The organism is Sphingobium sp. GW456-12-10-14-TSB1 (genome assembly GCF_059424385.1).
Map to the genome: position 1 here is coordinate 1,403,649 of NZ_JBWKZI010000001.1, position 16,449 is coordinate 1,420,097.

Here is a 16,449-nt window from a genome sequence, read left to right on the forward strand (position 1 = left end):
TGCGCGTGAATTTACACCCCCACTGCAAGGTATAAATGATGTTGCCCGCGAGTTGGGGGTCACACTGCGAACTCTCCGCTTCTATGAGAAGGAGGGTTTGATCGACCCCCAACGCGTCGGCAATACGCGCATATATTCCAAGCGCGAGATCGGGAGGATGCAACTCATTCTCCGGGGCAAGCGGCTGGGTTTCTCCATTCGAGAGATCAAGGAGTTCCTCGATCTATATGATGCCGACCCGGGACATCATGAGCAGATGGGCAGACTCGTAGAGCGCGTCCGCGAGAGACTTATTGATCTGAAGGGTCAGCGTCGGGCCCTTGATTTAACTATCGAGGAACTGACCAAGATCGAAAATGAGGCTACCACGCACCGCATGCGAAAGCAGAAATAGTCCGCGCCCTAGGATCCTCTTAGCGGCCAAGATCGCCTACGGGAAATTCCAACCCGATTTCCAAGCCATGATCAAACCATGCGCGCTCCACTTTGCCATGCAAAGTCGCAACACTCGCCCTCTCTAAGCGGCGGCCGAAGCCCTCGTCTGACTTGCCCCGGACATTCGCCGGGGCGCCGGTCTCGCGCCATGTCATCTTCATGCGCTCACCTGCGATTCCAACTTCAATTCTCAGTTGCCCTTCCGGTGTAGCCAGACCGCCGTATTTCACTGCATTCGTCGCGAGCTCATGCAGCAGCAGGGCGATCGTAGTAAGGGCATGGGGACCAATAGGAAGATCGTCGCCTTCGATACTGATACGCTCCTCATTGATTCCCTGATGGGCAGCCAAGATCGCATCCAACAGCGCCAATAAGGTCGTTTCAGTCTGCTCAACCACGTCGCCGGCGAGATCGGGCATCGTGAGCGTGTGCGCCCTCGCCAGCGAGGCGAACCGCGCCGTCAGATTGTCGGCCAGTTCGTCGATGTCTTGAGCCTCTCGCGCGCTGATCGAAACAAGTGCGGCGTGAGGGCAAACAGGTTCTTGATCCGGTGATTCATCTCTTTAAGAAGGAGACGTTGATGTTCGGCCGCCCGCTTCGCGGGCGAGATGTCGCGCGCGATTTTGGAGGCGCCAAGCACATTGCCTACAGCATCCTTCACCGGCGAAACCGTCAAGGCTATGTCGAGCAGACTGCCATCTTTGCGACGACGAACGGTCTCAAAGTGAGCGAGACGCTGCCCCGCGCGAAGCTGACGGATGATCTCCGCCTCCTCGTAGAGGCGGTCTTCCGGAATGATGATCGTAATCGGCCGCCCGATCGCGTCATCGGCCGAATAGCCGAACAATTTTTCCGCGCCGCGGTTCCAAGTCATGATGATACCATCGAGTGTCTTCGATAGAATTGCATCATCGCTATTTTCGACGATTGCCGCTAGCCAGGCGCTGGCTTCAAACGCCTCGCGGCGACTGCTCGCTTCGCGGGCTTCGCTCTCTGCAAGGCTCGCCTTCAGATCCGATTTACTAGGTACACCTGTCATATATAACGCTTTTCCGACGGTCTGCGAGAGGATGGCTTCCAATTGGGCCGACGCAGTCTCGAGGCGGAGCACGGCGCACTCACTGTCCTATTCGATCACGAGGACACCGGCAAGATTCGCCTCAAAACCATCACTTTCATGGGACCGCTTTTAGGCGGCCGGCCAGGATGCCGGCCTTGGCCCATGCTCAACTGTTGTAATCTCGTGTTTGGTAACTTGTAGAATGACACCGCTGGCGACAGAATCTGGGAGAAACTGTAACTCAGAACCGGAGATAGAATTCGCTCGCTGAATCATGCGCTGCCAACGGCCCTATCGCTTCACCAATCCATCGAATGCCCAAATGCACATTTCGCACTTGCAAAATAGAATGCTGCGGCGCACAACGATGGTGCCTTTCAGGCATCCTCTCCTAAACTAAGGGCGGCGGTCAGCCGCTCTTTTTGTGTGGGATCCCGTCAGCGCCCGACATGAGGATGCGAGATGTCGCGCGATAGCGGCCATAACCGACCTTTATAAGCAGCCCTTCGTCGCACATCCGCTTTAGATAGCATCTTGGGACACCGATTTCGGTGAGATCCTTAGTGCGCACCTCTCCGTTGTGAAGCGCGAGATGCACCGCCTTCTCTCGAAGCGTCGGCTTGTCCCCACGGAGGCCATGCCGTTTCACACGATTTCGGGACGCTCGGGGCGAAGGAAGCGGCGCGTCCTGTAAAAATCCGCTTGCCTCTTCCGCGATTTTCGTGAAGGAGCCAGCCGCAGTTAATGCCTTATATCGGGATATCGTCCTTCTCGCTTCATCGGTTGCGAAGCGAAAAATTGTTTTAGACGTATCCTGAAATGGGAGCCAGTTTTTCCTGCCAGCGCGGCGATACTGCCGCCCACGGTGCGGGCTCCAAACTATCCGACGATCACTGTCAGCCGCGCTCTTCCGGCGGGCTGAATACCGACCAGCCGGTTCGGCGGGCAAGTTCTTCGAGCGCCAGCGTGCCAAGGCAGCTATTGCCGCTGGCATTGAGGCCCGGTGACCAGACCGCAATCGCGGCACGGCCCGGCACGATCGCCAATATCCCGCCGCCAACGCCCGACTTGCCAGGGATGCCGACGCGAAAGGCGAAGTCACCCGATGCGTCATAATGGCCGCAGGTGAGCATCAGCGCGTTGATACGGCGAGCGCGGCGCGGCGAGATGACCCGGCCACCGCCCGGATGCCGGCCATCCAGCATCAGATAGCGACCGGCGAGCGCCAATTGCCGGCAGCTCATTTCGATCGCGCATTGATGGATATAGCTTCCCAGCACCAGTTCGGCAGGATGACGCACATTGTCAAAGGCGCGCATATAGTTGGCGAGCGCCATGTTGCGAAAGCCGGTGGCGGTTTCGGACGCGGCCACGGCCTCGTTAATGGCAATGCTGTCATCGCCGGCCAGATAGCGTACGAAGCGCAGCATCTCGCCAATCGCGACACGCGGCTCGTGACCGCCCAGATTGACGTCGGCGACGACGATCGCACCAGCATTGATGAAAGGATTGCGCGGGATGCCCTGCTCATGTTCCAGCTGGGTGATCGAATTGAACGCATTGCCCGACGGTTCGCGCCCGACCCGGTCCCACAGCTGATCGCCGACCTTGCCGAGCGCCAGCGTAAGCGCAAACACTTTGGACACGGACTGGATCGAAAAGCCTGTGTCGGCGTCTCCGCCGGTCAGCATCCTGCCATCGGCGGTAGCGATGGCAATACCGAACTGCGCCGGGTCGACCGTGGCAAGTTCCGGGATATAGGTCGCAACCTGCCCACGATCCTCCATCGACGCCATGGTGGCCGTAATATCGGCAATGACGGAAGATAGATCGAGGCTCATGCCCGCGCCGTGCCCCTGTTGTGCAAAGCCGAAAGGCCGTATCGAAGGATCATACACATCGCATGATGTCTCGATACGGCCTTTCCAGACGCTCTATAGAAGGGATGCGACCAAGCGCGCCGTGCAGGATCAGTCGTCCTGTTCGTTTTCGCCCGACAGGTCGAGCGAATGGAGCGGCTGAACTGTCGAAATGGCGTGCTTGTAGACAAGCTGAACCATCCCGTCGCGCTCCAGCAACATGCAGAACAGATCAAAGGCGGCGATTTCGCCCTGAAGCATTACGCCATTGACCAGGAACATGGTCACCGGGCTGCCGGACTTGCGCACCGCAGTCAGGAAGATTTCCTGCAACAGCTTGGCCTTGCCGTTGCCATCGCTCGCCTTGCGCAGATCGGTCAGATCCATCGACTGGGCAGGCATCACGGTGGAAATCGCGTGCTTGTACACCAACTGGGACTGGCCATCGCGGCGCAGCAGCACGGAAAAATTGTCGAACCAGGTGATGATGCCCTGCAACTTTACGCCCTTGACCAGGAACATGGTCACCGGGGTCTTGCTCTTGCGCAGGCTGTTCAGGAAAATATCCTGAAGATTGTTCACTTTATCGGCCATGGTCTCTGCCGGTCCTTTATTCTTGGCGGGACGTTACCCGCTCTTGCACCCCTGGGCAGGGTGTCTTGCCTGCCCCCGCTTGTCGGGGGTCAGGAGCAATCGTATCGCAATTGCGAAGGGGCGTCCATGGGGAATGGCACGCCCCGGATCGCTGTTGCTATTCCTTGCCGTCAGTGATGCCCAACAGCTTGAGTTTACGGTGCAATGCCGATCGCTCCATGCCGATGAAAGTCGCCGTGCGCGATATATTGCCGGAAAAACGGCGGATCTGGATACGCAGATATTCCCGCTCGAAACTTTCGCGCGCTTCCCGCAACGGCGCGCCCATGATGGCGGACTGCCCCATGCCTTCGCCGCCGCCACTGCTGGTCAGTTCAGCGGGCAGCATGTCCAGTTCGATCCGGCCAATCCGATCACCGGGCGCCAGAATCATCGTGCGTTCGATGACATTACGCAACTGGCGAACGTTACCGGGCCATTCATTGGCCTGCAGGGCCGCCATCGCGTCACTCGCCATATCTGGCGGCGGCACGCGCCGTTCCGCGGCGAAGCGGGCGAGATAATGTTCGACCAGCGGCGGAATATCATCGCGCCGTTCGGACAGGGGCGGAATGACCAGCGGCACGACGTTCAGGCGATAGAAAAGATCTTCCCGGAAGCGGCGCTCTTCAATCTCGGTCGACAGATCGCGTGCGGTCGAGGAAATGACCCGGACATCGACCTTGACCTGACGCTGGCCACCCACACGGGTGAAGCTCTGGTCGGTCAGGACGCGCAATATCTTGCCCTGCGTCGTGATCGGCATGTCGGCAACTTCGTCGATATAGAGCGTGCCGCCATGCGCCTGTTCCAGATAGCCCGGACGGACCAGACCGCTCTGATCCTCCAGACCGAACAGTTCCTCCTCTACCCGGTCGGGGTCCATGCGGGCGGCGGCGACGATGATGAAAGGCGAATCAGCCCGCCCGCTCCAGCTATGGAGCATCCGCGCGGCGACTTCCTTGCCGACGCCCGCCGGGCCGGAAATGAGGACGCGGCTGCCGGTTCCCGCGACCTTCTTGATCGTGGCGCGCACGCCGTTGACCGCCGCCGATGTCCCGGTCAGTTCATCATCCTGCCCGAACCGCGCCCGCAACACCTGATTTTCGCGCCGCAACCGTTCCGTCTCGGTTGCTCGGCTGACCAGATGCAGCAGCCGGTCGGCCTCGAACGGCTTTTCGATGAAATCGGCGGCGCCCTTGCGGATCGCGGCGACAGCCGTGTCGATATTGCCATGGCCGGAAATCATCAGCACCGGGATCGTCGGATCGCGCCGCTTGATCTCGTCCAGCAGCTCCAGGCCATCCAGGCGCGATCCCTGCAACCACACGTCCAGCAGGACCAGCGATGGACGGCGCGAATCCAGCGCCTCGATCGCGCTGTCGCTGTTGGCGGCGGTGCGAGTGGTAAAGCCCTCATCCTCCAGTACACCCGCGACCAGATCGCGAATATCCTCTTCATCATCGACTATCAGAATATCAAGCGCCATTGGCCGTCACTTTTCCTTTGGGCATGGCGATAGCCTGCCCTTCTTCCAATTTTTCCAGCGCCGCCGCAGCAAAGCGCAATGTTACCGATGCGCCGCCCCCCTGCGCGTCGTCGAAACGAATTTCCCCCAGATGCTCCTCGACAATCTTCTTGACGATGGCGAGGCCCAGACCCGTCCCCTTGGTCCGCGTGGTCATATAGGGTTCCAATATGCGCTCCCGCTCGGGGGGCAGGCCGATACCGTCATCGCGCACGGTGATGACCAGATCCTCGTCCACCTGCGCGACCTGCATCGATATATGCCCGCGCGGCTGACCGTCTGCCGGTTCGGGCTTGGGCTCGATGGCTTCCACCGCATTCTTGACGATGTTCGTCAGCGCCTGTCCCAACTGGCGCCGGTCGCATACCAGTTCCAGATCAGGCGCGTCGGCATGATAGTCAAAGCGAATGTCGGGATGCGCCACTTCGTGCAGGAACAGCGCGTGACGGGCAATATCGCCCACCGTCTCGCGTCGGAACACGGGTTTGGGCATCCGCGCGAACGAGGAGAATTCATCGACGATACGGCGCAGGTCGCCCACCTGCCGCACGATCGTTCCGGTTAACCGGGTGAAGGTTGATCGGTCGCTGTTAATTTCGTCGGCATAGCGACGCTGGAGCCGTTCTGCGGCCAGTTGAATCGGCGTCAGCGGATTCTTGATCTCATGCGCGATGCGGCGGGCCACGTCGGACCATGCGGCGCGGCGCTGATCGGACAGTTGCTGCGTAATGTCGTCGAAGGTCAGGATATGGCCGGACGCATCGTCCGATACCTTGACCGCCAGCGTCCGCAAATCGCCATGGGCGCGGACCTGCACGATCCCCGCGCTTTCGTCCGAGGCGATCAGGTCTGCCAGATCGACCGACACGTCGCTGAGCAGGCGGCCGACCGGGTCGTCGCCTTCCTCCACCAATATCGCCGCAGCCGATCGGTTGAGCAACTGGATCACGCCCTTCCGGTCAACCGACAGCACGCCAGCAGTCACGCCCGACAGGATCGCCTCGATAAAGGCGCGGCGTTCGTCCAACTGGCTGTTGGCGGCGACCAGCGCCCCGGTCTGCGCCTCCAGCCGCTGGGTCATGCGATTGAAGGCGGACGCCAGCGTGCCGATTTCGTCGCGGGCAAGCGGGCTGGTGACACGCGCGGACAGATCACCCGCCGTGATCCGGCGGGCCGCCGTCACCAGTTCATTGACAGGCCGGACCATCCAGTCGGCAACGGCCAGCGCGATATAGACCGCAATGCCCACCAGCAGCAGCGATCCCACAAACAGGGCAATGTTGAAGCGGAGCTGTAACGCGCGCGATTGCGCCGAAAACATATCATAATCGGCGATCACCTTTTGCGCGCGCTCGACATTGCTGAAGGCCCAAGACCCGGAATCGCGGGTGGCATAAAGATAGATTTTCGAATTCGGATAGAGCAGCGTCACAGCCTCGATCTGCTGCGGCTTGGCCTGCACGACCACATTTTCGCCTGCGTTCAGCCGCTTGATTACGGCATCCGTCAACATCTGCGCAGCGGGGCGGTTTTCCGGGTCGACCGTGGCGGCGGTGCGGGCGACGCCATCCTTGCCGACTTCAATGATGGCCGAACGATTGAGTTTGCGGGTTACGACCTGATAGATGAAGCCCTCGGCAAAGCGCGGGCTGCTGACCTTCGACTGGGCCAGATAGTCGCGCAGATCGCTCGCCATGGTGACCGTTTCATCGCCGACTTCGCGCAGATTCTGCTCATAATAGCCACGCGCCAGATCGCTGGCATTTTGCAACATTCCGCGCGCGCTGTCGGAAAACCAGAACTGCACGCCATATTGAAACAGGAGCGAGGCGAAGATCACGACCAGCAGCATGGGAACGCTGGCAACGATCGAGAAGATGGCGACCAGCCGAACGTGCAACTGGCCATCGCTACCAATGGCCGAAGCCGCCGCGCGCCGCTTGGCGACACGCCGCCCCAGCAGCACCAGCAAGGCGATGGCAGGCACAAGATTGGCGACCAGCAACAGCGCAACGATCGGCGGGGTCAGCAGCGCATAGGATTGGCCGCTACTCGATACGAGCCGGTAGGTCAGCACCGCCATGCCCACGAACAGCGCCAGGGTCACAGCTTCGACCAGCGCCGCCAGGCGCCGTCGACGCAGGAAAGGCGGCAAATGCCTCCGCCATCCAGGCACCCGCCGTGAAACTGTAGTCGCGCCGCTCATAGTGGCTTTGTTACAACAACCCCGTGCCCGATCAAACACAGTAATTGTCGCTTCTGCTGTTACTGGTCGATCCAGGCCATCCGTTCGTCTCGCACGATGATGATCTGGATCAATCAATCAGGCGCAGTTGCAGCGGGTCCAGCCCATAATCGGTCAGCTTCTTGCGCAGCGTATTGCGGTTGATGCCCAGCAAGCCGGCAGCACGGATCTGGTTGCCATCGACCGTCGCCAGCACTTCCTGCAACAGGATCGGCTCGATGACAGCCAGCAGGTCATCATGCAGGTTGCGGTTGGGCTGGCCGATGCCGACCCCCAATTGCCGCCGCGCCCAGTCGCGCACGGCATGGGCCAGATGGTCGGCAGGGGCGGCATAGTCGGCCGGAACCGCCTCCAACGGCAGCATGTTGCGCAATATCTCGCCAGTGATGACATTTTCGCGGCTCAGCACCGCCAGACGCTGCATCATATTCTGCAATTCGCGGACATTGCCCGGCCAGTGATAGACCATCAGCAATTGGGTCGCATCGTCCGCCAGCGTCTTGCGCGGCAAGCCTTCCTGCGCGGCGCGCTCCAGAAAATGGCGGGCGAGCAGGATCACATCCTCCCGCCGTTCACGCAGCGCGGGCAGGGAAATCGGCACGACATTCAGGCGATAATAAAGGTCCTGCCGGAACCGGTTTTCCTCGATCAGTTGCGGCAGATGCTTGTTGGTCGCCGCGATAATGCGGACATTGACCCGAACAGGTTTGGAGCCACCCACCGTCGTCACTTCGCCCGATTGCAGCACCCGCAGCAGCCGGGTCTGCGCCTCCATCGGCATGTCGCCGATTTCGTCGAGGAACAGCGTGCCACCCTGCGCCTGCTCAAATTTCCCGGCGGTACGGGCGTGGGCGCCAGTGAAAGCGCCTTTTTCATAACCAAATAGTTCTGCTTCGATCAATTCGCGCGGGATGGCGGCCATGTTGATCGCGACGAAAGGCTTGGTGCGACGTTGGCCCAGACTGTGGATGGCTTCGGCCACCAGTTCCTTGCCGGTGCCCGATTCGCCCAGCACCAGGATCGACAGGTCGTTGGACAGCACGCGCGCAATGGTCCGATAGACTTCCTGCATCGCAGGCGATCGCCCGACGAGCGGCAGCCCGTCATGGGGCAGAGCCCCCTCTCCCTCCTCCGCCTCTCCATTTTCAGCCTGCCGGGTGCCCAGCGCATCGGATACGGCGCGAGTCAGTTCGTTCAGATCGAACGGCTTGGGCAGATATTCAAACGCGCCCTTTTCGGTCGCGCGAATCGCCGTGTTGAGCGTGTTCTGCGCCGACAGGATGATGACGCTGAGCGCCGGGCGGTCGGCGATGATGTCCGCCACCCCTTCCAACCCGTCGCCATCGGGCAGCATGACGTCCGTGATCAGCACATCGGGCGTGAAACTGTCCATCAGCGCGGCGCGCTCGCGGATCGACCCGGCGGTCTTGACCTTGTGCCCCTGCCGCCGCAGCGCTTCACCAACCACCACGCAGATGGCCGGATCATCATCGACCACCAGCACCGTTCCCGTCGCGGCCATCAGCCCATCCCCATCGGCAACAGGATGCGGAAGGTGGATTCACCCGCCTCCGCATCGCGCGCATATTGCACAAATCCGTTCATGTCCCGCACCAACTTGTCCACCAGCGCCAGGCCCAACCCCTGCCCATCGCGCTTGCCGGTGATGAAGGGGTTGAAGAGATGGTCCAGAATATGTTCCGGCACCCCCGGTCCATTGTCGACCACCACGATCTCGATGGGCAGCACCGCACTGCCCTTGCCTCCGCCAACCATCACCGACACACCGTGCCGGAACGCTGTTTCGACCCGAATGCGGGGCTTGGCGACATGCTCCAGTGCCTCCGCAGCATTTTTGAGCAGGTTGATCATGACCTGTACCAGCGCATCGTCATTGATATTGGCGAATGGCAGGGATGGGTCATAACGCTTTATAATACGGATATTTCTTGCAAATCCTGCTGCGGCGATGTCTGCCGCCCGGTCGATCAGGGGATAGATGTTGCCCGGACGACATTCCAGCGTGCGATCGGTGGTAAAATCCTGCATCCGGTCGATCAGCGCCGCGATCCGATCAACTTCATTGCAGATCAGTTGGGTCAGCGCCGCATCGCGACCGCCCTGCCCGCCTTCCAGCAATTGTGCCGCGCCGCGTATGCCCGACAGCGGGTTCTTGATCTCATGCGCCAGAATGGCCGCCGCGCCCATGGCGGATCGCGCGCCGCCCGACGTGCCGCGATGGCCGATCTTGCGTGCCTGGCTTTGCGCGTGGAGCGACACGACACGCCAGCCGTCATGGTCGACGATCGGCGCGATCATCAGGTCGACCTCCATTTCGGCGGTGCGCCCGGCATGGACCTTTATATCATAGGCAGCGATCGGCTTCTGACTGTGCCAGATGTCGAAGCGCGCGCCAGCCTCCGCGATACGAATGGTGCGTGCGACATCGCTGCCGACGATGGCGGAACGGGCCATGTTGAGCAGGGTTTCGGCCCGCACATTGGCTTCGGCAATGCTGTTGTCGGGCCGGACCAACAAAGTCGCCACCGGCAGCGCCGTCATCTGTTCGGCCAGCGATGGCCCGTCCTGCTGCATCCGTAGCGGCGGCACCAGCGGCTGCGCGCCGGTCATGCCGCCTGACGCGCGTCCACCGCCTCTGCACCGCCGGCGATCAGCGGTTCGTAGAAGCGGGCGAGCATGTCCAGCACCTTGTCCGCGTTTGGTTCCTGATTGACCGCATGGCGGAACTCGGCCGATCCGGTCAGCCCCTTGGTGTACCAGCCGATATGCTTACGCGCCATATTGACGCCGGTATAATTATCATAATGTTCGAGCATTGCCTTATAATGCCCTATGATAACGTGATATTGTTCTTCCAGCGTCGGGTCGGGAACGCGCTCGCCCCGGTCGAGCCAAGCCATAACCTGACTGATGAGCCAGGGTCGCCCATAGGCACCCCGCCCGATCATCACCCCGTCCGCGCCGCTCTGTTCCAGCGCCATATCCGCGTCTTCGATCGAACAAATGTCGCCATTAGCGATGACCGGCAGCTTGACGGCGTTCTTGACGGAACGGATGAAGCCCCAGTCCGCCGACCCCTTGTACATCTGGCAGCGGGTCCGACCGTGAACGGTAATCAGCTTCGCACCCAGATCCTCGGCAATATGCGCCAGTTCAGGCGCGTTGAGGCTGCTATGGTCCCAGCCCATCCGCATCTTGACCGTCACGGGCACGTCCACCGCCTCGACCGTCGCCTTGATCAGCGCAGCGGCCAGCGGCAGGTCGCGCATCAGTGCGCTCCCCGCGTCACCATTGACCACCTTCTTGACCGGGCAACCCATATTGATGTCGATGATCGCCGCTCCCCGATCCGCGTTGAGCTTCGCGGCATCGGCCATTTCGGCGGGAGAGCAGCCAGCCAATTGCATTGACACCGGTTCTTCCAGCGGATGCCATGCGGCCTTTTGCAACGACTGGCGGGTTTCCCGGATCATCGCCGCAGTCGCGATCATCTCCGTCACATTGAGGCCGCAGCCATAGCGGCGCACCAATGTGCGGAACGGCATGTCGGTTACGCCAGTCATCGGCGCCAGCACGACGGGCATGTCGATCGTAAGCGGACCGATGGATATGGGGGAAAGCCTGCGCATGATACTCAAAGGATAGTGCCTAAAAAACAGGCAGCCCATAGCGGTTATTGACCGATGGAGCAAGCGAAGGGGTCTGGCGGGGGTGCGTGCAAGCGTCTATGCCCCGCGCCATGACTGACAACAGGCACAGGACCGTTGCCCTGCTGGTAGCTGCTGGCACCGGCAGTCGCGTGGGCGGCGACATTCCCAAGCAATTCCGAACCATCGGTGGCAAGGCTGTTATCCTCCATGCCGTCGACGCCATGATGGCGCATGGAGGTATCGATGCGATCCACCTGGTCATCGGCGCCGGACAGGAAGCGCAGGTGCGCGCGCTGCTGGCGGATCGCGCCATTGCTGGCTTGACCGAAGGCGCCGACAGTCGGCGCGGGTCGGTGCGCGCGGGGCTGGAAGCGATTGCGGCAACGGGCGGGGCCGATCGGGTGCTGATCCACGACGCCGCGCGGCCTTTCGTGCCTACTGCCGTGATAGACCGGCTGCTCGGCGCGCTCGACGATGCGCAGGGGGCGATTCCGGTGCTGCCGGTCGCCGATACGCTGGTGCGGGGTGCGGATGGCGCGATGGGCGATGGCGTCGCGCGCGATGGCCTGTTTCGGGTCCAGACGCCACAAGCCTTCATGTTCGACACGATATTGGCCGCGCACCGCTGCTGGGACGAAAGCCGCGAAGCCACGGACGACGCGCAGATTTTGAAAGAGCAGGGCCATGATGTCATATTGGTCGCTGGCGATGAAGGGCTGGAAAAATTGACCTACCCACAGGATTTCGCCCGCGCAGAGGCTCGGTTGGTGAGCACCCGCACGGTGCGCGTGGGCATGGGCTATGACGTCCATCGCCTCGCCGAGGATGAAGAATTATGGCTGGGCGGCATTCGCGTACCCCATGATCGCGGACTGGCCGGGCATAGCGACGCCGACGTGGCGCTGCACGCGATCGTCGATGCGCTGCTGGGCGCATTGGCGGAAGGCGACATTGGCAGCCACTTTCCTCCGTCCGACCCGCAATGGCGCGGGGCGTCGTCCGACCGCTTCCTCGCCTATGCGGGCGACCGGGTCACGGAGCGCGGCGGGACGATCGATCATGTCGACCTGACAATCATCTGCGAAGCGCCCAAGATCGGCCCTCATCGAGACGCCATGCGGGCGCGGATCGGGCAGATACTGGGCCTGCCGGTAGACCGGATCAGCGTGAAGGCGACCACGACCGAACGGCTGGGTTTTACAGGGCGGCGCGAAGGTATTGCGGCGCAAGCGGTTGCCACCCTCTCCCTTCCCGCGCTATCCTGACCTCATGCCAGACAGCATTCTTCCCCCCATCCTGGTCGAACTTGCCGACCGGGTCATCATCGCCAACCGTCGTGCCGGGCGGACCATCGCCGTCGCCGAAAGCTGCACCGGGGGCCTAGTGTCCGCCGCGCTCACGGAAATCGCAGGCTCGTCCGACGTGTTCGAGGCAGGATTCGTCACTTATTCCAATGATATGAAGGCGGAACTTCTAAAGGTTTCGCATGATGTGCTGGAAACATTTGGCGCGGTGTCCATCGCTACGGCCTGGGCCATGGCGCAGGGCGCCTTGCTCAACAGCCATGCCCATGTCGCCGTCGCGATCACCGGGATCGCCGGGCCGGGCGGGGGAACGGAGCAAAAGCCGGTTGGCACCGTGGTGTTCGCCCGCGCCGAACGCGGGGCAAGCCCCGACAAGATCGTCGCGGACATGCGGCATTTTGATAATGATGGCCGCGGGGGCGTGCGGCTTCAGGCCGCGCTGTGCGCGCTCGAACTGCTGCTGCCCGATTCGTCCGGCGCGTAAAGCTGGGCGGCGCGAGTCTCGAACGCGCCGATCATCTTGCGCAGCGCCTTGTCAAACATCTGCCCCGCCAGCATTTCGAACAGCCGGTTCTTGAAGGCGAACTCGACCTCGAAATCGACCAGGACTCCGCCCTGTCCGTCGTCGCGAAAAGCCCATTCATTGTGCAGATGCTTTAGCGGACCGTCGAGATAATCGACCCGGACATGGTCCGGCCGATGCTTATGAACGCGCGAGGTGAAGCTTTCCTTGATCCCCTTGAACCCGACGATCATGTCGGCGACCATTTCCGTGTCGCTATCGGAACGGACCCGGATCGCGCTGATCCAGGGCAGGAATTCGGGATAGCGCGCGACATCGGCGACCAGATCGAACATCTGGGTCGGGCTGTAGGGCAGGTGCCGGGTCTCATTATGCCGGTGCATGGGCTTACCGGGCAACCTTTGCCAGCTTGGCTTCCCGCGCGGCGCGCATTTCGGCGAAGTCTGCGCCAGCATGATAGCTGGACCGAGTGAGCGGGCTGGATGCAACTTGCAGGAAGCCCTTGGCCCGCGCGATTGCGGCATAGGCGTTGAATGCCGCCGGGGTAACGAATTCGATCACCTTGGCATGCTTGGGCGTGGGCTGAAGATATTGGCCCATGGTCAGGAAATCGATGTCTGCGGAGCGCATGTCGTCCATCACCTGATGCACTTCCAGCCGCTCCTCGCCCAGACCCAGCATGATGCCGGACTTGGTGAAGATGGAGGGATCAAGCCGCTTGACCGACTCCAGCAGCCGCAGCGAGGCATAGTAGCGCGCGCCAGGACGGATTGTCGGGTAAAGGCGCGGAACGGTCTCCAGATTGTGATTATAGACGTCGGGCCGCGCCGCGACGATCATCTCGACCGCCCGCTCATGCTTGTTGCGGAAGTCCGGCGTCAGGATTTCGATCGTCGTGCCGGGCGTGGTGCGGCGCAGCGCCTCGATCACCTTCACGAATTGCGACGCGCCGCCATCGGGCAAATCGTCGCGGTCGACAGAGGTGATGACGATATGTTCCAACCCCATTTCGGCGGCGGCATCGGCCAGATTCTGCGGCTCGTTGACGTCAACCTTGCGCGGCATCCCGGTCTTGACGTTGCAAAAGGCGCAGGCCCGCGTGCACACATCGCCCAAGATCATCACCGTCGCATGCTTCTTGGTCCAGCATTCGCCGATGTTCGGGCAGGCCGCTTCCTCGCAAACCGTATTCAACCCCTTAGTCCGCATCAGCTTGCGGGTCTCATGATAGGCCGGACTGGTCGGCGCCTTCACGCGAATCCAGTCGGGCTTGCGCAGACGCTCCGGCTTGGCAGGGTCACCGGGCATGGGGATAGGAGCGATATCGTTCATGCGCCCCAGATAGCGATCCATGGTCACACTTGCCAGCCCCGATATTGTGCGGCACAGACCAGCCCATGACCGATTTTTCAAACATGATCGAAGGCTATCGCCGGTTCCGCCAGACCGGATGGTCCCAGCAGCGCGAGCGGTGGGACGAACTGAACGAAGGGCAAAGCCCCAAGGTGATGATCATCGCCTGTTCCGACAGTCGCGTCGATCCCGCCCAGATTTTCGACACCAATCCAGGCGAGATTTTCGTCGTGCGCAATGTCGCCGCTCTGGTGCCGCCATTTGAAACGACGCCCGGTCGCCACGGCGTGTCGGCGGCGCTGGAATTTGCCGTGCAGGTGCTGGAAGTCGACGAAATCATTGTCATGGGTCATGGCAAATGCGGGGGTTGCAAGGCGGCGCTCAGTCAGGATCTGAAGGACGCCGAACCGGGTGACGGCGGCTTCATCCATAGCTGGATCGAACTGCTGGACCCCGCGCGGGCGAAGGTGATCGCCCAATATGGGGATGATCGCAGCCGGGACGTGGAACGCGCGATGGAGCAGGAAGGCGTCAAAGTGAGCCTTGCCAATCTGCGCACCTTCCCCTGCGTCCGGTCAAAGGAGCGCAAGGGCGAATTGAAACTGATCGGCGCATTCTTTGCCATTTCCGACGGGCAGTTGCATGTCATGGATGAGCAGAGCGGCATCTTCGCGCCTGCCTGAAAGGACATGTCATGACATCACTGGACGGGCCGAGCGGTAATATCGCCCTGCTGATCGATGCCGATAATGCCTCGGCGGCCCATTTCGATCCGGTGATGACGGTGCTGGCGGAACTGGGCACGGTCAATATCCGCCGTGCTTATGGCAATTGGAGCAAGGCGACGCTGAAAAGCTGGGCGGCGCTGTCGATCGCGCAGGCCATCGAGCCGCAACAACAGTTCGACCTCACCAAAGGCAAGAACGCGACCGACATGAAAATGACGATCGACGCGATGGACCTTATGGCAAGCGGCCGGGTGAGCGGCTTTGGCCTGATGTCGAGCGACAGCGATTTCACTCCCCTGGTGACCCGTATCCGGCAGCAGGGCATTCCGGTCTATGGCTTTGGCCGGATGAGTTCGCCGGAGGGTTTCCGCCGCGCCTGCACCCGCTTCATCGACGTCATGGCGCTGGCGGAGGTCGATGCGGAAGATCCGGTGGTAGAGAAGGCGACGTCCCCGGCGCGCGCGCGCAAGGCTGATGAAAAGAAAGCGCAGCCCGCAAAAGCCGCACCGCCAGCGCCCACGCCGGTCCCGGCGCAACCCTCCGCTCCCAGCATCAAGAAGGCTGTCGACGCGGAAGTCATCAAGTTGCTGATCGACGCCTATGATTCGGTCAAACGCGACGAGCGCGGTTTTGTACGGCTGGGATCAGTGGGCCAGCTTGCGGGCAACCGTTCCAGCTTCGACGTGCGCAACTATGGCTATAAGCGCCTGTCCGACCTTGTGCAGGCGATACCCAATTTCATCACCGAATCGCGCGAAGGCGGGCAGGTCTGGATCAAACGGGTGAATTGAATGTCCTCATGTGCCCAGGCCATCGAAGACCGCCCTGCCCCATCGCCCAATACCCATATTGGAATAAAAAAGGGCCGCCCCTGTGAAGGAGCGGCCCTTGAGAGTTTAGGAGAGGATGCCTGGAAGGCCCGCTGCTTGTGTATTGATAGCGCTATCATTGCAATTGCAAAATGCGCAATTGGCTCTGCGGGCAATGCAATCGCAATTGCGCTTATGGTTCGCCCCTGAGCGCCTCTACCGTACGCACGACCAGGTACAGCTTGACCCGCTGCCTGAAGAGTCCCGTTTGGTAATGAGGGAACGTAGGACGCAGCTTTAC

16 protein-coding genes are annotated in these 16,449 nt (G+C 61.3%); 5 read left to right on the top strand and 11 right to left on the bottom strand.

Going from position 1 to position 16,449, the window contains the following annotated elements:
• Window positions 1-22 precede the first annotated feature (22 nt).
• The gene (locus tag AC07X9_RS06835; protein WP_254908099.1) at window positions 23-394 is read left to right on the top strand and encodes a MerR family transcriptional regulator; all 372 of its coding nucleotides are present in this window, start codon (window positions 23-25) and stop codon (window positions 392-394) included.
• Between the two features lie 19 nt (window positions 395-413).
• On the opposite strand, the gene AC07X9_RS06840 is transcribed toward AC07X9_RS06835, so the two are convergent.
• From AC07X9_RS06840 to dusB, 9 genes are all read right to left on the bottom strand, one after another.
• The gene (locus tag AC07X9_RS06840) at window positions 414-944 is read right to left on the bottom strand and encodes an ATP-binding protein (protein ID WP_369596852.1); all 531 of its coding nucleotides are present in this window, start codon (window positions 942-944) and stop codon (window positions 414-416) included.
• Window positions 896-1,546, bottom strand: a complete 651-nt coding sequence (locus tag AC07X9_RS06845; protein WP_254908059.1) for a PAS domain-containing protein — start codon at window positions 1,544-1,546, stop codon at window positions 896-898. Before AC07X9_RS06845 ends, AC07X9_RS06840 begins: the two co-directional genes overlap by 49 nt.
• Before the next feature lie 845 nt (window positions 1,547-2,391).
• The gene (locus tag AC07X9_RS06850) at window positions 2,392-3,336 is read right to left on the bottom strand and encodes a glutaminase (protein WP_017184536.1); all 945 of its coding nucleotides are present in this window, start codon (window positions 3,334-3,336) and stop codon (window positions 2,392-2,394) included.
• Between the two features lie 129 nt (window positions 3,337-3,465).
• Window positions 3,466-3,948: an RNA chaperone Hfq gene (gene hfq / locus AC07X9_RS06855; protein ID WP_006960545.1), complete on the bottom strand. Its 483-nt coding sequence runs from the start codon at window positions 3,946-3,948 to the stop codon at window positions 3,466-3,468.
• Between the two features lie 157 nt (window positions 3,949-4,105).
• The gene (gene ntrX, locus AC07X9_RS06860; protein ID WP_017184537.1) at window positions 4,106-5,476 is read right to left on the bottom strand and encodes a nitrogen assimilation response regulator NtrX; all 1,371 of its coding nucleotides are present in this window, start codon (window positions 5,474-5,476) and stop codon (window positions 4,106-4,108) included.
• Window positions 5,466-7,721, bottom strand: coding sequence for a sensor histidine kinase (locus AC07X9_RS06865; protein ID WP_026002656.1), 2,256 nt, complete (start codon window positions 7,719-7,721; stop codon window positions 5,466-5,468). The genes ntrX and AC07X9_RS06865 overlap by 11 nt, the downstream gene beginning before the upstream one ends.
• Before the next feature lie 109 nt (window positions 7,722-7,830).
• On the bottom strand, window positions 7,831-9,282 hold the full coding sequence (gene ntrC, locus AC07X9_RS06870; protein WP_017184539.1) for a nitrogen regulation protein NR(I): 1,452 nt from the start codon (window positions 9,280-9,282) through the stop codon (window positions 7,831-7,833).
• On the bottom strand, window positions 9,282-10,391 hold the full coding sequence (locus tag AC07X9_RS06875) for a two-component system sensor histidine kinase NtrB (protein ID WP_017184540.1): 1,110 nt from the start codon (window positions 10,389-10,391) through the stop codon (window positions 9,282-9,284). Before AC07X9_RS06875 ends, ntrC begins: the two co-directional genes overlap by 1 nt.
• Complete coding sequence (dusB, locus tag AC07X9_RS06880; RefSeq protein ID WP_086485709.1) at window positions 10,388-11,410, bottom strand: tRNA dihydrouridine synthase DusB; 1,023 nt, start codon at window positions 11,408-11,410, stop codon at window positions 10,388-10,390. The genes AC07X9_RS06875 and dusB overlap by 4 nt, the downstream gene beginning before the upstream one ends.
• Window positions 11,411-11,508: 98 nt before the next feature.
• On the opposite strand from dusB, the gene AC07X9_RS06885 reads away from it, so the two are divergent.
• Together AC07X9_RS06885 and AC07X9_RS06890 are read left to right on the top strand one after the other, a co-directional pair.
• Window positions 11,509-12,696 carry a bifunctional 2-C-methyl-D-erythritol 4-phosphate cytidylyltransferase/2-C-methyl-D-erythritol 2,4-cyclodiphosphate synthase gene (locus tag AC07X9_RS06885; RefSeq protein ID WP_017184542.1) on the top strand — a complete coding sequence of 396 codons (1,188 nt, stop codon included), beginning with the start codon at window positions 11,509-11,511 and terminating at the stop codon, window positions 12,694-12,696.
• A 4-nt stretch (window positions 12,697-12,700) separates the two neighbouring features.
• Window positions 12,701-13,219, top strand: a complete 519-nt coding sequence (locus AC07X9_RS06890; protein ID WP_017184543.1) for a CinA family protein — start codon at window positions 12,701-12,703, stop codon at window positions 13,217-13,219.
• Here AC07X9_RS06890 and AC07X9_RS06895 read toward each other — a convergent pair.
• The gene (locus tag AC07X9_RS06895) at window positions 13,165-13,641 is read right to left on the bottom strand and encodes a type II toxin-antitoxin system RatA family toxin (RefSeq protein WP_026002657.1); all 477 of its coding nucleotides are present in this window, start codon (window positions 13,639-13,641) and stop codon (window positions 13,165-13,167) included. The two genes, AC07X9_RS06890 and AC07X9_RS06895, sit on opposite strands and share 55 nt — an antisense overlap.
• 4 nt (window positions 13,642-13,645) lie before the next feature.
• A complete protein-coding gene (gene lipA / locus AC07X9_RS06900) occupies window positions 13,646-14,611 on the bottom strand; it encodes a lipoyl synthase (protein ID WP_017184545.1) in 966 nt (321 codons plus the stop codon).
• A gap of 44 nt (window positions 14,612-14,655) precedes the next feature.
• Between lipA and AC07X9_RS06905 the strand changes: the two genes are divergently transcribed.
• Window positions 14,656-15,294 (top strand): carbonic anhydrase, encoded by a 639-nt coding sequence (locus AC07X9_RS06905; RefSeq protein ID WP_017184546.1) that lies wholly within the window; start codon window positions 14,656-14,658, stop codon window positions 15,292-15,294.
• A gap of 11 nt (window positions 15,295-15,305) precedes the next feature.
• A complete protein-coding gene (locus AC07X9_RS06910; protein WP_017184547.1) occupies window positions 15,306-16,130 on the top strand; it encodes an NYN domain-containing protein in 825 nt (274 codons plus the stop codon).
• Window positions 16,131-16,449: the final 319 nt, after the last annotated feature.

What these genes read in the sequence shown, in the direction of transcription:
- AC07X9_RS06850 (WP_017184536.1), bottom strand. Translation starts at nt 3,336, where the DNA reads ATGAGCCTCGATCTATCTTCCGTCATTGCCGATATTACGGCCACCATG.
- AC07X9_RS06865 (WP_026002656.1), bottom strand. Translation starts at nt 7,721, where the DNA reads ATGAGCGGCGCGACTACAGTTTCACGGCGGGTGCCTGGATGGCGGAGG.
- AC07X9_RS06905 (WP_017184546.1), top strand. Translation starts at nt 14,656, where the DNA reads ATGACCGATTTTTCAAACATGATCGAAGGCTATCGCCGGTTCCGCCAG.
- ntrC (WP_017184539.1), bottom strand. Translation starts at nt 9,282, where the DNA reads ATGGCCGCGACGGGAACGGTGCTGGTGGTCGATGATGATCCGGCCATC.
- AC07X9_RS06885 (WP_017184542.1), top strand. Translation starts at nt 11,509, where the DNA reads ATGCCCCGCGCCATGACTGACAACAGGCACAGGACCGTTGCCCTGCTG.
- AC07X9_RS06910 (WP_017184547.1), top strand. Translation starts at nt 15,306, where the DNA reads ATGACATCACTGGACGGGCCGAGCGGTAATATCGCCCTGCTGATCGAT.
- AC07X9_RS06890 (WP_017184543.1), top strand. Translation starts at nt 12,701, where the DNA reads ATGCCAGACAGCATTCTTCCCCCCATCCTGGTCGAACTTGCCGACCGG.
- AC07X9_RS06875 (WP_017184540.1), bottom strand. Translation starts at nt 10,391, where the DNA reads ATGACCGGCGCGCAGCCGCTGGTGCCGCCGCTACGGATGCAGCAGGAC.
- lipA (WP_017184545.1), bottom strand. Translation starts at nt 14,611, where the DNA reads ATGGATCGCTATCTGGGGCGCATGAACGATATCGCTCCTATCCCCATG.
- hfq (WP_006960545.1), bottom strand. Translation starts at nt 3,948, where the DNA reads ATGGCCGATAAAGTGAACAATCTTCAGGATATTTTCCTGAACAGCCTG.
- dusB (WP_086485709.1), bottom strand. Translation starts at nt 11,410, where the DNA reads ATGCGCAGGCTTTCCCCCATATCCATCGGTCCGCTTACGATCGACATG.
- AC07X9_RS06895 (WP_026002657.1), bottom strand. Translation starts at nt 13,641, where the DNA reads ATGCACCGGCATAATGAGACCCGGCACCTGCCCTACAGCCCGACCCAG.
- ntrX (WP_017184537.1), bottom strand. Translation starts at nt 5,476, where the DNA reads ATGGCGCTTGATATTCTGATAGTCGATGATGAAGAGGATATTCGCGAT.